At 54.5% G+C, this 13,861-nt stretch carries 15 protein-coding genes; 13 read left to right on the top strand and 2 right to left on the bottom strand.

Going from position 1 to position 13,861, the window contains the following annotated elements:
* Window positions 1-16: 16 nt before the first annotated feature.
* A complete protein-coding gene (gene mreB, locus LLF79_RS11280; RefSeq protein WP_000913396.1) occupies window positions 17-1,060 on the bottom strand; it encodes a rod shape-determining protein MreB in 1,044 nt (347 codons plus the stop codon).
* Here mreB and LLF79_RS11275 point away from each other — a divergent pair.
* Window positions 1,029-1,262 carry a hypothetical protein gene (locus LLF79_RS11275; RefSeq protein WP_162230876.1) on the top strand — a complete coding sequence of 78 codons (234 nt, stop codon included), beginning with the start codon at window positions 1,029-1,031 and terminating at the stop codon, window positions 1,260-1,262. The genes mreB and LLF79_RS11275 overlap by 32 nt on opposite strands.
* 80 nt (window positions 1,263-1,342) lie before the next feature.
* Here the strand turns inward: LLF79_RS11275 and csrD are convergent, their stop codons facing one another.
* The gene (gene csrD / locus LLF79_RS11270) at window positions 1,343-3,283 is read right to left on the bottom strand and encodes an RNase E specificity factor CsrD (RefSeq protein ID WP_023326184.1); all 1,941 of its coding nucleotides are present in this window, start codon (window positions 3,281-3,283) and stop codon (window positions 1,343-1,345) included.
* Between the two features lie 182 nt (window positions 3,284-3,465).
* On the opposite strand from csrD, the gene LLF79_RS11265 reads away from it, so the two are divergent.
* From LLF79_RS11265 to fis, 12 genes are all read left to right on the top strand, one after another.
* On the top strand, window positions 3,466-4,440 hold the full coding sequence (locus LLF79_RS11265) for an MDR family oxidoreductase (protein WP_045354593.1): 975 nt from the start codon (window positions 3,466-3,468) through the stop codon (window positions 4,438-4,440).
* A gap of 77 nt (window positions 4,441-4,517) precedes the next feature.
* Window positions 4,518-5,519: a protein-methionine-sulfoxide reductase catalytic subunit MsrP gene (gene msrP, locus LLF79_RS11260; protein ID WP_008502853.1), complete on the top strand. Its 1,002-nt coding sequence runs from the start codon at window positions 4,518-4,520 to the stop codon at window positions 5,517-5,519.
* A complete protein-coding gene (gene msrQ / locus LLF79_RS11255; RefSeq protein ID WP_032675561.1) occupies window positions 5,520-6,119 on the top strand; it encodes a protein-methionine-sulfoxide reductase heme-binding subunit MsrQ in 600 nt (199 codons plus the stop codon).
* 234 nt (window positions 6,120-6,353) lie between these two features.
* Entirely contained in the window at window positions 6,354-6,806 is a 453-nt protein-coding gene (gene aroQ, locus LLF79_RS11250; protein ID WP_008502855.1) for a type II 3-dehydroquinate dehydratase, read from the top strand.
* Between the two features lie 21 nt (window positions 6,807-6,827).
* Entirely contained in the window at window positions 6,828-7,292 is a 465-nt protein-coding gene (gene accB / locus LLF79_RS11245) for an acetyl-CoA carboxylase biotin carboxyl carrier protein (protein ID WP_008502856.1), read from the top strand.
* Window positions 7,293-7,302: 10 nt separating this feature from the next.
* Entirely contained in the window at window positions 7,303-8,652 is a 1,350-nt protein-coding gene (gene accC, locus LLF79_RS11240; protein WP_003860388.1) for an acetyl-CoA carboxylase biotin carboxylase subunit, read from the top strand.
* A 108-nt stretch (window positions 8,653-8,760) separates the two neighbouring features.
* On the top strand, window positions 8,761-9,003 hold the full coding sequence (locus tag LLF79_RS11235; protein ID WP_021242290.1) for a YhdT family protein: 243 nt from the start codon (window positions 8,761-8,763) through the stop codon (window positions 9,001-9,003).
* Window positions 8,993-10,444 (top strand): sodium/pantothenate symporter, encoded by a 1,452-nt coding sequence (gene panF / locus LLF79_RS11230; protein WP_008502858.1) that lies wholly within the window; start codon window positions 8,993-8,995, stop codon window positions 10,442-10,444. The genes LLF79_RS11235 and panF overlap by 11 nt, the downstream gene beginning before the upstream one ends.
* An 11-nt stretch (window positions 10,445-10,455) precedes the next feature.
* Entirely contained in the window at window positions 10,456-11,337 is an 882-nt protein-coding gene (gene prmA, locus LLF79_RS11225; protein WP_227879545.1) for a 50S ribosomal protein L11 methyltransferase, read from the top strand.
* Window positions 11,338-11,464: 127 nt separating this feature from the next.
* Complete coding sequence (locus tag LLF79_RS11220) at window positions 11,465-12,205, top strand: carbonic anhydrase (protein ID WP_227879597.1); 741 nt, start codon at window positions 11,465-11,467, stop codon at window positions 12,203-12,205.
* Window positions 12,206-12,535: 330 nt separating this feature from the next.
* On the top strand, window positions 12,536-13,501 hold the full coding sequence (dusB, locus tag LLF79_RS11215) for a tRNA dihydrouridine synthase DusB (RefSeq protein ID WP_008502861.1): 966 nt from the start codon (window positions 12,536-12,538) through the stop codon (window positions 13,499-13,501).
* A 23-nt stretch (window positions 13,502-13,524) separates the two neighbouring features.
* Window positions 13,525-13,821, top strand: coding sequence for a DNA-binding transcriptional regulator Fis (gene fis, locus LLF79_RS11210; RefSeq protein ID WP_000462905.1), 297 nt, complete (start codon window positions 13,525-13,527; stop codon window positions 13,819-13,821).
* The last annotated feature ends 40 nt before the right edge of the window (window positions 13,822-13,861 follow it).

Below are 13,861 nucleotides of genomic sequence, written 5' to 3'. Positions count from 1 at the left end.
ACCCTCTCAAACTCGACTACTCTTCGCTGAACAAATCGCCGCCGTGCATGTCGATCATTTCCAGCGCCTTGCCACCACCACGGGCGACGCAAGTCAGTGGATCTTCTGCAACTACGACAGGAATACCTGTCTCTTCCATTAACAGGCGGTCGAGGTTACGCAGCAGCGCACCACCACCGGTCAGAACCATACCGCGCTCGGAGATATCGGACGCCAGCTCTGGTGGGCACTGTTCCAGCGCGACCATTACCGCACTCACGATACCCGTCAGTGGCTCCTGCAGTGCTTCCAGAATTTCGTTGGAGTTCAGGGTGAAACCGCGTGGAACACCTTCAGCCAGGTTGCGGCCACGTACTTCGATCTCGCGCACTTCATCGCCCGGATATGCAGAGCCGATTTCGTGTTTGATACGCTCTGCGGTGGCTTCACCGATCAGAGAGCCGTAGTTACGGCGCACATAATTAATGATGGCTTCGTCGAAGCGGTCACCACCGATACGTACGGAAGAGGAGTACACCACGCCGTTCAGAGAGATAACGGCCACTTCAGTGGTACCACCACCGATATCCACCACCATGGAACCGGTCGCTTCAGACACAGGCAGACCTGCACCGATTGCCGCCGCCATTGGCTCTTCAATCAGGAACACTTCACGCGCACCTGCGCCCTGAGCAGATTCACGGATTGCGCGACGCTCGACCTGGGTTGCGCCAACCGGCACACACACCAGAACACGCGGGCTTGGACGCATGAAGCTGTTGCTGTGAACCTGCTTGATGAAGTGCTGAAGCATTTTTTCAGTCACGAAGAAGTCAGCGATAACGCCGTCTTTCATTGGGCGAATAGCGGCGATGTTGCCAGGGGTACGACCCAGCATCTGCTTCGCGTCATGACCCACAGCGGCTACGCTTTTCGGCGAGCCTGCACGATCCTGACGAATGGCCACAACGGAAGGCTCATTCAATACGATGCCTTGTCCTTTTACATAAATAAGGGTATTCGCAGTACCCAGGTCAATGGACAGGTCATTGGAAAACATGCCACGAAATTTTTTCAACATACTAAGGGATAATCCTGAAAGCTGGGGCGGAAAACAAAATCCGCTTACTTTACCAACCACACGCAGCAGCGACAAGGCGCAAAAATCATCTGCAACGGTGAAAATTTGTGCAGTACGTTTCCTGATGTTACAAAATCATCCCCTGACTCCCTCAGGGCTGAGTAAACAGCAGCATTCCTTACTGACCTTTGTAACCCGTTAAAGGTCGTTCACTGGCTTTTTGCTCGACATACTCAAAGCTACAGGCGCGATATTCTACGTGAAAACAGCGTAAACGGCAGGTCAAACCGAGTATCTTTGCAAATATTTTTTCACATTGGTGTCAAGCGGCTGAGAGGCAGCAAAAAAATCCCCCTGACCACCCATTACACCGCGCTCTGTTAACATTTGCCATTCGCCTCTGGCGCGCACGCCCGCGGCAAATACCTGTGTTCGCGTTCCTTTGCACGCCTCAACCAGGCTCTGTACCAGCAGCTGGTTTTCCGTGCGCTTTTCAATATTCCTTACCAGCCCCGGATGTAGCTTTAATAGCTCCACATCCAGCTCCTTGATCCAGTTGGTGCTGACCAGCGTCAAACCTGCCTGCGTCACCGCGACGCGCGCGCCGAGCGCGTTGATCAAACGAACCACCGGACGTAACCGGCTGATGTGTTGACCTACATCCGCCTCAGCAAGTTCAAAAATAATGCGTTTGCGTTGCGATTTTTCGCATTGCATTAATGTATCACGCAGCCAGCGCTGAAAACGCGGGCGTATTAATGACTCCACGGTGACCTGTAACGCCAGGCTCTCTTCAGGCCAGAATGATAAAAACGGAATCAAGCGGCTAATTTGCTGACGGTCATACTCTTCGGACAGCCCAAATTGCAGCACCATTGGCAGATATTCCGCAGAAATAACCTCTTCCGTACCGTCAAAAATACGACACATCAGTTCACGGTGATGAACGTTGCCGTTTTTCATGACCGCGGGTTTTTGATAAATACGCGGTCCGCCGCGACTTAGCATTTGCTCAATCAACGTACGCCAGCGCACGTTACCGCGCCCTTTTTCCGGCAGCGAATCATCATAGACCGCCCATCCGTTCGCGCCCTGCAGCACGGCGTTGCGGGTGGCCGCTTCCGCATGCTCCATCACCTGTTCTGTCGATTGTCCGCCACGCCAGGCGCAGATCCCCATGTGGACCATATCGTCCCTGTCGAGCATTTTGCTCTGCGGCAGCGCATCAACCGCCTTCAGCAGCTGGCTGGCGATGCTTTCCGACTCCTTCAGCGTCCGATGCGGCAGCAACACGGCAAAGTCGCTGCGGTGGTAGCGGGCCAGCAGCGCGCCCGGGTAGCGCATAATAAAGGTGGAGAGCAGGTTGATCAGCGTAAAGAGATTTTCTTCCGCGGCCCGCTGTCCCCAGGTGTCGCGCAGGAGATCGAAATCAGGCAGGCGAATCATCATCACCACCCCGTGCGTCCCCACTTTTTCCGAATCGTCGAGCAGCGTGGCGAGCTGATTATCAAAGAAAAGGCGGTTGTTGAGGCCGGTTTTATTATCCTGCGCGGCATAGGAGCGGATCAGCGTATCCATACGGCTGCGCTGGTCGCTGGCAAACTGGATTTCCGAAAGCAGCGTATCCAGGGCGCTGCTGGCGCGTGAAGGCCACTCGTGGACTGAACCTCGCACCTGCGGGCCGCGTTCACCATTAAGGATCCGCACGGAGCGCATCTCCAGCAGCTCCTGGCCGGAGAGCTGGCGGCGCAGCCAGCGGACCGCGAGAAAGATCAGCAGGACGATAAACGCCACCGCGACGGTGAGAGGCGCGGTGGTCATCATGGAACGGAAATAGCTGGCCATCGGATCGAGATAGACCATGTGTATGGTCATCCCCGGATTTTTAAGGGAATGTACGGTCACTTCCCGATACTGGCTCACCACGCCCGCAGGCCGATAGCTTCCCGGGCGTTCGTGGCTTAACACACGATGCTTTCCCTGCTGAATGTCGATCTGAACAATATCAACAGGTACCATCAACTCATCGAGCTCCCTGGAGAGTGCCGGTAGCGGCGTCGTCAGCAGACGCGTATCAATTACCGACGCGACAGACTGTACCCGGTTAACCAGCTTGTCCTGAATGGCGTTGTAAAAGCTCAGAGAGCAGCCCAGAAGGGTGACAAAAATGGTAAGCCCCGTCAGCAAGGTGATAAAAGCTGAGAACTTCGTCGTTAATCGCATCCTTGAGATTACTCCGTGGGTTGATGGGGTAGCGAGTAAGCGCTAACTTGCATGTCAAATGCGGCATACTACCAAATCGGGTGTATCTGGCAATTTATTGCGTTAAATCGGCACTGCGTTTCCCTGAGCGAGTATAGTCTTCAGAAATTATTTTCCAATCAAATGAGTCGAGAGGACCCCGTATGCAGGCTTTGATCTTAGAACAGCAGGACGGCAAAACGCTTGCCTCAGTGCAGGCGGTAGAAGAGAGTCGCCTGCCGGAAGGCGAAGTAACCGTCGACATCGACTGGTCCAGTTTAAATTATAAAGATGCGCTGGCGATTACCGGGAAGGGTAAAATCATCCGAAATTTCCCTATGGTGCCGGGTATTGATTTCGCTGGCCGGGTACATACCAGCGAGGATCCGCGCTTCCATCCGGGCCAGCAGGTCCTGCTCACCGGCTGGGGCGTAGGTGAAAATCACTGGGGCGGGCTGGCCACGCAGGCGCGCGTGAAGGGCGACTGGCTGGTGCCGATGCCGAAAGGCATGGATGGCCGCAAGGCGATGATCGTCGGCACGGCAGGCTTTACCGCGATGCTGTGCGTGATGGCGCTGGAAGACGCAGGCATCCGCCCTGAATCGGGGGAAGTTGTCGTCACCGGTGCCAGCGGGGGCGTGGGCAGCACGGCAGTGACGCTACTGCACAAGCTGGGCTATCAGGTTGCGGCGGTTTCCGGTCGGGAAAGTACCCACGATTACCTGCGCCAGCTCGGTGCAAACCGCATTCTCGGCCGTGACGAATTCGCCGAAACCCGTCCACTGGAAAAACAGGTCTGGGCGGGCGCTGTGGATACCGTCGGTGATAAAGTGCTGGCAAAAGTCCTGGCGCAGATGAACTACGGCGGCTGCGTGGCCGCCTGCGGACTGGCGGGCGGATTTGCCCTGCCAACCACCGTGATGCCATTCATTCTGCGTAACGTCCGCCTGCAGGGCGTGGATTCCGTGATGACACCTGCGGCTCGTCGTACTGAGGCATGGGAACGTCTGGTGCGCGATTTGCCGGAATCTTTCTACACCCAAAGCGCCACGGAGATTACGCTCAGCCAGGCACCGGACTATGCCAGTAAGATCATGGATAACCAGTTCCACGGTCGCGCGCTGGTGAAAATCGCCTAATCTTCAAATTTTCGTGACATATTCGCGCGAATCACTCTCCTCCGTCATGCTTAGGAAAACGCATGACGGAGGATGCCATGAAAAACCGAAAACTGACGGAAGCCGACGTAACGTCCGAGTCTGTCTTTATGTTACAGCGCCGCCAGATCCTGAAAATGCTTGGCATCAGCGCCACCGCGCTCTCGCTCTCGCCTTCGGCTCACGCTGACCTGCTCGACTGGTTTAAAGGCAACGATCGGCCGAAGGCCCCTTCCGGCGCCCCGCTCACCTTTACGAAACCCGCCCAATGGCAGAACAAACTGACGCTTACGCCAGAAGATAAAGTGACGGGCTATAACAACTTCTACGAATTTGGCCTCGACAAGGCCGATCCTGCGGCCAACGCCGGTAGTCTCAAAACCGATCCGTGGACGCTGAAAATCGACGGCGAAGTGGCAAAACCCCTGACGCTGGACCACCACGATCTGACCACCCGTTTCCCGCTCGAAGAGCGTATCTACCGCATGCGCTGCGTGGAAGCCTGGTCGATGGTGGTGCCCTGGATCGGCTTCCCGCTGCATAAATTGCTGGCGATGGTGGAGCCCACCAGCAACGCAAAATATGTCGCTTTCCAGACGCGGTATGCGCCGGACGAGATGCCGGGCCAGAAAGACCGGTTCATTGGCGGCGGGCTGGAGTATCCCTACGTTGAAGGGTTACGCCTTGACGAAGCCATGCACCCTCTTACGCTGCTGACCGTCGGCGTTTACGGCAAGGCGCTTCCGCCGCAGAACGGCGCGCCCATCCGTTTGACCGTGCCGTGGAAATACGGTTTCAAAGGAATTAAGTCTATCGTCAGCATTAAGCTCACCCGCGAGCGTCCGCCAACCACCTGGAATCTGGCGGCTCCGGACGAATACGGTTTCTTCGCCAACGTGAATCCGCACGTGGATCATCCGCGCTGGTCGCAGGCGACCGAGCGTTTTATCGGTTCCGGCGGCGCGCTGGACGTGAAGCGCCAGCCAACGCTGCTGTTTAACGGTTATGCGGATGAAGTGGCCTCGCTGTACCGTGGCCTCAATTTACGGGAGAACTTCTGAGTGCGTTTAACGGCAAAACAGATTACCTGGCTGAAAGTGCTGCTGCATTTAGCCGGGATACTCCCCTTTCTCTGGCTGTTCTGGGCCGCCAGCCAGGGGCTTTTTAGCGCCGATCCGGCCAAGGATATCCAGCATTTTACCGGTCGGATGGCTCTGAAATTTTTACTGGCCACCTTGCTCGTCTCGCCGCTGGCGCGCTACGCTAAACAGCCACTATTGATACGCACCCGTCGGCTTTTGGGGCTATGGTGTTTTGCCTGGGCCACGCTGCATCTGACCAGCTATGCCCTGCTGGAACTGGGAATTAACAATCTGACACTGCTTGGCCGCGAACTGGTGACGCGCCCTTATCTGACGCTGGGTATTGTGAGCTGGGTGATTTTACTGGCGTTAGCGCTGACATCCACGCAATATGCGCAGCGAAAGCTGGGCCGTCGCTGGCAGTTGCTGCATAACTTCGTCTATCTTGTCGCGATCCTCGCACCCATTCATTATCTGTGGTCGGTGAAGATCCTCTCTCCGCAGCCGATCCTTTACGCGCTGGCGGCCGTGGCGCTTTTAGCATGGCGTTACAAGAAGTTCCGCCAGTGGTTGCGATAGTTCGCGAAACTGTGCGTTTTCCCGCAGATTGCCTCTCAACCGCAAATCTTTTTTGGATTGCGGTTGATAATCTTCCCTGATAAGACCAGTATTTAGCTGCCAAATGCTACGAAATCGTTATAATGTGCGACCTTGGTTCGCCTGGCAGTGGTTTTTGGCCTCTGAAAAGGTGACATTTGCGCTTCGACGGTATATTTTGTTTTTTACCCGAAAATCGCAGGAGATAGCGGCATAATGACTGATAAGTTCCAGATCTTAGTTTTGAACGGACCGAACCTGAACATGCTCGGCACCCGTGAGCCGGAGAAGTACGGCACGCTGACATTAAGCGAAATTGTTAACCGTTTGAGCACGGAAGCAGCGTCGCTGAATGTGGATTTGGATCATTTTCAGTCAAACGCGGAGTACGCAATCATCGACCGTATTCATCAGGCTAAAGACAATGTGGACTATATCCTGATCAATCCGGCCGCGTTTACGCACACCAGTGTTGCTATCCGCGACGCACTGCTTGCGGTGAGTATCCCGTTTATCGAGATCCACCTGAGTAACGTGCACGCCCGAGAGCCGTTCCGCCACCATTCGTATCTGTCGGATATCGCTGCTGGCGTTATCTGTGGACTGGGCGCAGACGGCTATTCATACGCTTTACAGACAGCGGTAAAACGCTTGTCACAATCACACTAAACAAGAGTACGGAACCCACTCATGGATATTCGTAAGATTAAAAAACTGATCGAGCTGGTTGAAGAATCAGGCATCTCCGAACTGGAAATTTCTGAAGGCGAAGAGTCTGTACGCATCAGCCGTGCAGCCCCAGCCGCTAGCTTCCCGGTAATGCAGCAAGCTTACGCTGCGCCAGTGCAGCAGCCTGCGCTCTCCGCAGCCGTTGCACCAGCAGCAGCTGAAGCCGCACCTGCCGCTGCAGCAGAAATCAGTGGTCACATCGTACGTTCCCCAATGGTTGGTACTTTCTACCGCACCCCGAGCCCGGACGCGAAGGCGTTCATCGAAGTGGGTCAGAAAGTCAACGTAGGCGATACCCTGTGCATCGTTGAAGCGATGAAAATGATGAACCAGATCGAAGCAGACAAATCAGGTACTGTGAAAGCGATTCTGGTCGAAAGTGGTCAGCCGGTTGAATTTGACGAGCCGCTGGTCGTCATCGAGTAACGAGGCGTACATGCTGGATAAAATTGTTATCGCCAACCGCGGCGAGATCGCACTGCGTATTCTTCGTGCCTGTAAAGAACTGGGCATCAAGACTGTCGCTGTGCACTCAAGCGCGGATCGCGATTTAAAACACGTATTGCTGGCGGATGAGACGGTCTGTATTGGCCCGGCTCCGTCCGTAAAAAGCTATCTGAACATCCCGGCTATCATCAGCGCCGCTGAAATCACCGGCGCGGTGGCAATTCATCCGGGTTACGGCTTCCTCTCTGAGAACGCCAACTTTGCTGAGCAGGTTGAACGCTCTGGCTTTATCTTCATCGGCCCGAAAGCCGACACCATCCGCCTGATGGGCGACAAAGTGTCTGCGATCACCGCGATGAAAAAAGCCGGTGTACCAACCGTACCAGGCTCTGACGGCCCTCTGACCGACGACATGGATGCTAACCGTGCTCATGCTAAACGCATTGGCTACCCGGTTATCATCAAGGCGTCCGGCGGCGGCGGCGGTCGCGGTATGCGCGTTGTGCGCAGCGATGCTGAACTGGCACAGTCCATCTCCATGACCAAAGCAGAAGCGAAAGCCGCTTTCAGCAATGACATGGTGTACATGGAAAAATACCTGGAAAACCCACGCCACATCGAAATTCAGGTGCTGGCTGACGGTCAGGGTAACGCAATCTATCTGGCAGAACGTGACTGCTCCATGCAGCGTCGTCACCAGAAGGTGGTCGAAGAAGCACCAGCGCCGGGCATTACTCCGGAACTGCGTCGCTACATCGGCGAACGTTGCGCTAAAGCGTGTGTCGATATCGGCTATCGTGGAGCGGGTACCTTTGAGTTCCTGTTCGAAAACGGCGAGTTCTACTTCATTGAGATGAACACCCGTATTCAGGTTGAACACCCGGTTACCGAAATGATCACCGGCGTTGACCTGATTAAAGAGCAGCTGCGTATCGCAGCCGGTCAGCCGCTGTCCATCAAGCAGGAAGAAGTGGTGGTGAAAGGCCATGCGGTAGAATGCCGTATCAACGCCGAAGACCCGAACACCTTCCTGCCAAGCCCGGGTAAAATCACGCGTTTCCACGCGCCGGGTGGCTTTGGCGTGCGCTGGGAGTCTCATATCTACGCCGGTTACACCGTACCGCCGTACTATGACTCAATGATCGGCAAGCTCATCTGCTACGGCGAAAACCGTGACGTGGCGATTGCCCGCATGAAGAACGCCCTGCAGGAACTGATCATCGACGGAATCAAAACCAACGTTGATCTGCAGATGCGCATCATGAGCGACGAGCACTTCCAGAATGGTGGAACCAACATCCACTATCTGGAGAAAAAACTCGGTCTGAACGAGAAGTAAGAGACCTGTGTTGTGAAAAGGCCGGATTATCCGGCCTTTTTTATTTCTGGGGCCTGGAAAGCCTCATCATGTACAATCCCCGCTTTCTTCATCCACAAGGGACAAAAAATGGACAAACGTTTTGTTCAGGCCCATAAAGAAGCGCGCTGGGCGCTGTGGCTGACCCTTCTCTATCTTGCCGCATGGTTAGTAACCGCTTACTTACCAGACTCTGCTATTGGCATCACCGGCCTGCCGCACTGGTTCGAATTGGCCTGCCTGCTGGTTCCGCTGGTGTTTATCCTGCTGTGCTGGGCAATGGTGAAATTTATCTACCGGGATATTCCGCTGGAGGACGATGATGCAGCTTGAAGTCATTCTGCCGCTTGTCGCTTACCTGCTGGTCGTATTTGGATTGTCCATTTACGCCATGCGCAAAAGAACGACCGGTGCCTTTCTGAACGAGTATTTTCTCGGCAGCCGTTCGATGGGCGGCGTTGTGCTGGCAATGACGCTGACCGCGACCTATATCAGCGCCAGCTCGTTTATTGGCGGCCCCGGTGCGGCCTACAAATACGGGTTAGGCTGGGTTTTGCTGGCGATGATCCAACTGCCTGCCGTCTGGCTCTCGCTGGGCATACTGGGTAAAAAATTTGCCATTCTGGCGCGCCGTTACAATGCCGTGACGCTCAACGATATGCTCTTTGCCCGTTACCAGAGCCGCTTGCTGGTGTGGCTGGCGAGCTTGAGCCTGCTGGTGGCGTTTATCGGTGCGATGACCGTACAGTTTATCGGCGGTGCGCGTCTGCTGGAAACGGCGGCCGGCATCCCTTACGAGACAGGCCTCATCATCTTCGGGGTAAGCATCGCGCTCTATACTGCGTTTGGCGGATTCCGCGCCAGCGTGCTGAACGATACGCTGCAGGGAATGGTGATGCTCATCGGTACGATCGTTCTGCTGGTGGGGATTGTCCATGCGGCGGGTGGACTCACTCACGCGGTGGAAACCCTGGAAGCGATTGACCCGAAACTGGTCTCGCCGCAGGGCGCAGATGATATCCTCTCTCCGACCTTTATGACCTCATTCTGGGTGTTAGTCTGCTTCGGAGTAATTGGTCTGCCGCATACCGCCGTGCGCTGTATCTCCTATAAAGACAGCAAAGCCGTTCACAAGGGCATCATCATCGGGACGATTGTGGTCGCTGTCCTGATGTTTGGTATGCATCTGGCGGGGGCATTAGGGCGCGCGGTAATCCCCGATCTTACCGTGCCGGATCTGGTGATCCCGACGCTGATGGTCAAAGTACTGCCCCCCTTTGCCGCCGGGATTTTCCTCGCTGCGCCAATGGCCGCCATTATGTCGACCATCAACGCTCAGTTACTGCAAAGTTCCGCTACGATCATTAAAGATCTCTATCTGAACCTGCGCCCTGAACAGGTTGAAAATGAACGTCGCCTGAAGCATATGTCAGCGGTGATTACGCTGGTGCTAGGCGCGTTGCTGCTGTTAGCCGCATGGCGCCCGCCGGAGATGATCATCTGGCTGAACCTGCTGGCATTTGGTGGGCTTGAGGCGGTATTCCTGTGGCCGCTGGTGTTAGGGCTCTACTGGGAACGCGCAAATGCTGCCGGTGCGCTGAGCGCGATGATTGTTGGCGGCGTGCTGTACGCCGTTCTCGCAACGTTTAAGATTCAGTACCTGGGCTTCCATCCGATTGTGCCTTCGTTACTGCTAAGTTTACTGGCGTTTGTGGTGGGGAACCGTTTCGGTCAGCCCGTCCCACAGCCCGCTATGATTTCTACTGATAAATAAAGAGTTTTGCCATGCCGTGGATCCAACTAAAACTGAATACAACCGGCGCGAACGCCGAAGAGCTGAGCGATGCGCTGATGGAGGCCGGCTCGGTCTCTATCACCTTCCAGGACACGCATGACACGCCGGTCTTTGAACCGCTGCCGGGCGAAACCCGCCTGTGGGGCGATACCGACGTGATTGGCCTGTTCGATGCTGAAACCGACATGAAAGAGGTCGTCGCGATTCTGGAAAACCACCCTCTGCTGGGCGCGGGCTTTGCGCACAAAATCGAACAGCTGGAAGACAAAGACTGGGAACGCGAATGGATGGATAACTTCCATCCGATGCAGTTCGGCAAGCGTCTGTGGATCTGCCCAAGCTGGCGCGAGGTTCCTGATGAAAACGCGGTTAACGTCATGCTCGATCCGGGTCTGGCGTTTGGTACCGGCACCCATCCAACGACCTCCCTGTGCCTGCAGTGGCTGGATGGTCTCGATCTGGATGGTAAGACGGTGATCGACTTCGGCTGTGGATCCGGGATCCTTGCGATTGCCGCCCTGAAACTGGGCGCGGCAAAAGCTATCGGGATCGATATCGATCCGCAGGCCATTCAGGCCAGTCGCGACAACGCCGAGCGCAACGGCGTTTCCGATCGACTGGAGCTGTATCTGCCGGATGCACAGCCAAAAGCCATGAAAGCCGATGTGGTGGTTGCAAACATTCTGGCGGGCCCACTGCGCGAGCTGGCTCCGTTAATCAGCGTGCTGCCCGTTGAGGGCGGTCTGCTGGGACTTTCGGGTATCCTGGCAAGCCAGGCAGACAGCGTGTGTGAAGCCTACGCCGATCTTTTCGCTCTCGACCCGGTGGTGGAGAAAGAAGAGTGGTGCCGTATTACCGGTCGTAAAAAATAAGCATTTGGCGTGGTCCTCTGACCACGCCTCTCTCCCACTGATAATCCTCTCTCCCTCTGCCATTCTTCGGTAAAATAACCGCACAAATCATGTTGATTTGTATTAAAAAATTCACCGGAAGAATATGATGAAACACATTACAGGCAAGGCAGCGCTGTTTGCGCTGAGCATGGTTTCGGCTTCAGCATTCGCATCACACTGGGGCTATGAAGGGGAAGGTTCACCGGAACACTGGGGTGAACTGGACGAGGCCTACAAGACCTGCCAGAGAGGGATGAACCAGTCTCCGATAAATATTGATTCGACCGCTAACGCCCATCTCTCCCCGCTGCAAACACACTACATTGATGGTCCTGTAACGCTGACCAATAATGGCCATACCATTCAGGCTAGCGAACAGGCTGACACCCGTGACACCATTACTCTGGACAAGCAAACCTGGACGCTCCAGCAGTTCCACTTCCATGCACCAAGCGAAAACACCGTGCACGGCAAGAAGTACGCGATGGAGATGCATCTGGTACATAAAAACAGCGCGGGTGAGCTGACCGTGGTAGCCGTCATGTTTGATAAAGGGGCTGCGAATCCGGAGCTGGATAAGCTGTGGAGCGTGATGCCGCAGCAGGCTGAACAGAACGTCTCCATTGAGAAGGATCTCAACCTGAACAAGCTGCTGCCGAAGGTGAAAACCTACTGGCGCTTTAGCGGATCTCTGACCACGCCACCGTGTTCTGAAGGGGTCACCTGGATCGTGCTCAAACAGCCGTTAACCGTCTCAGCAGAACAGCTTGAGAAATTTACCCATACCATGCATCACGATAATAACCGCCCGGTACAGTCTCTGCATGGGCGCGTTGTGGTCGAATAACGCCCATTCTGAGGCTTAATATCATGTTCTAAAATGCGACGCAGATCGCAAAGAAGAGGGAAAATCTGCTGCTAAAAACAGCAGATTATCCCGTTCAGGTAGGCCATTTATTCAGAAATGATGAGAAGTTACGGGAAATTGTAAGCGCTCATAAAATAGCCATTCCTGTCTAACACAATGATTTAAATAGTGAATAATTCTTAACGGAAAGATTGAGCGGCGATTCCTTGATCTACAACAGTGGATTGTTCAAAGTTTGGCCTTTCATCTCGTGCAAAAAATGCGTAATATACGCCGCCTTGCAGTCACAGTATGGTCATTTCTTAACTCATGCGCATCGGACACCACCAGCTTAGAAATCGCCTGATCGCAGCCCCTATGGCAGGTATTACCGACCGGCCGTTCAGGACGCTGTGCTATGAGATGGGAGCCGGTTTAACCGTATCCGAGATGATGTCGTCTAACCCGCAGGTTTGGGAAAGCGATAAATCCCGCCTTCGGATGGTGCACATTGATGAACCCGGTATTCGCACCGTGCAAATTGCCGGAAGCGTGCCTGAAGAGATGGCAGATGCCGCGCGTATCAACGTGGAAAGTGGTGCCCAGATTATTGATATCAATATGGGGTGCCCGGCCAAAAAAGTGAATCGCAAGCTTGCAGGTTCAGCCCTTCTGCAATACCCCGACCAGGTGAAAGCTATCCTGACGGCGGTTGTCAGCGCAGTGGACGTTCCTGTTACGTTAAAGATTCGCACGGGTTGGTCGCCGGAACACCGTAACTGTGTAGAGATTGCCCAACTGGCCGAAGACTGTGGCATTCAGGCCCTGACCATTCATGGACGCACGCGCGCCTGTTTGTTCAACGGTGAAGCTGAATACGACAGCATTCGGGCAGTTAAGCAGAAAGTTTCCATTCCGATTATCGCGAATGGCGACATAACTGACCCGCTTAAAGCCAGAGCGGTGCTCGACTATACGGGAGCTGATGCTCTGATGATAGGACGTGCCGCTCAGGGAAGACCCTGGATCTTTCGGGAAATCCAGCATTATCTGGACACTGGAGAGCTGCTTGCTCCCCTGCCTCTGGCAGAGGTTAAGCGCTTGCTTTGTTCGCATGTTCGGGAACTGCATGACCACTACGGTCAGGCGAAAGGGTACCGAATTGCGCGTAAACACGTTTCCTGGTATCTCCAGGAGCACGCTCCAGATGACCAGTTTCGGCGCACATTCAACGCCATTGAGGATGCCAGCGAACAGCTGGAGGCGTTGGAGGCATACTTCGAAAATCTTGCGTAATGAAATAAAGAGCTGACAGAACTATGTTCGAACAACGCGTAAATTCTGACGTACTGACCGTTTCTACCGTTAACTCTCAGGATCAGGTAACTCAAAAGCCCCTGCGTGACTCGGTTAAACAGGCACTGAAGAACTATTTTGCTCAACTGAACGGTCAGGATGTTAATGACCTGTATGAGCTGGTACTGGCTGAAGTTGAACAGCCACTGTTGGACATGGTGATGCAATACACCCGCGGTAACCAAACCCGCGCTGCGCTGATGATGGGTATCAACCGTGGTACTCTGCGTAAGAAACTGAAAAAATACGGCATGAACTGATACTAGTCAGTTAAATGCTTGTTTAAAAAGGCGCTCTTCG

Origin of the sequence: Enterobacter cloacae complex sp. 2021EL-01169, from assembly GCF_020733125.1 — a bacterium.
Classification (GTDB): domain Bacteria; phylum Pseudomonadota; class Gammaproteobacteria; order Enterobacterales; family Enterobacteriaceae; genus Enterobacter; species Enterobacter roggenkampii.
The sequence above is the reverse complement of the archived record's forward strand: the minus strand, read 5'-3'. Positions and strand labels throughout refer to the sequence as shown.

Coding starts and splice junctions, on each gene's coding strand:
- msrP (WP_008502853.1), top strand. CDS start 4,518: ATGAAAAACCGAAAACTGACGGAAGCCGACGTAACGTCCGAGTCTGTC.
- accC (WP_003860388.1), top strand. CDS start 7,303: ATGCTGGATAAAATTGTTATCGCCAACCGCGGCGAGATCGCACTGCGT.
- csrD (WP_023326184.1), bottom strand. CDS start 3,283: ATGCGATTAACGACGAAGTTCTCAGCTTTTATCACCTTGCTGACGGGG.
- LLF79_RS11265 (WP_045354593.1), top strand. CDS start 3,466: ATGCAGGCTTTGATCTTAGAACAGCAGGACGGCAAAACGCTTGCCTCA.
- dusB (WP_008502861.1), top strand. CDS start 12,536: ATGCGCATCGGACACCACCAGCTTAGAAATCGCCTGATCGCAGCCCCT.
- fis (WP_000462905.1), top strand. CDS start 13,525: ATGTTCGAACAACGCGTAAATTCTGACGTACTGACCGTTTCTACCGTT.
- accB (WP_008502856.1), top strand. CDS start 6,828: ATGGATATTCGTAAGATTAAAAAACTGATCGAGCTGGTTGAAGAATCA.
- mreB (WP_000913396.1), bottom strand. CDS start 1,060: ATGTTGAAAAAATTTCGTGGCATGTTTTCCAATGACCTGTCCATTGAC.
- LLF79_RS11220 (WP_227879597.1), top strand. CDS start 11,465: ATGAAACACATTACAGGCAAGGCAGCGCTGTTTGCGCTGAGCATGGTT.
- LLF79_RS11235 (WP_021242290.1), top strand. CDS start 8,761: ATGGACAAACGTTTTGTTCAGGCCCATAAAGAAGCGCGCTGGGCGCTG.
- prmA (WP_227879545.1), top strand. CDS start 10,456: ATGCCGTGGATCCAACTAAAACTGAATACAACCGGCGCGAACGCCGAA.
- panF (WP_008502858.1), top strand. CDS start 8,993: ATGCAGCTTGAAGTCATTCTGCCGCTTGTCGCTTACCTGCTGGTCGTA.
- aroQ (WP_008502855.1), top strand. CDS start 6,354: ATGACTGATAAGTTCCAGATCTTAGTTTTGAACGGACCGAACCTGAAC.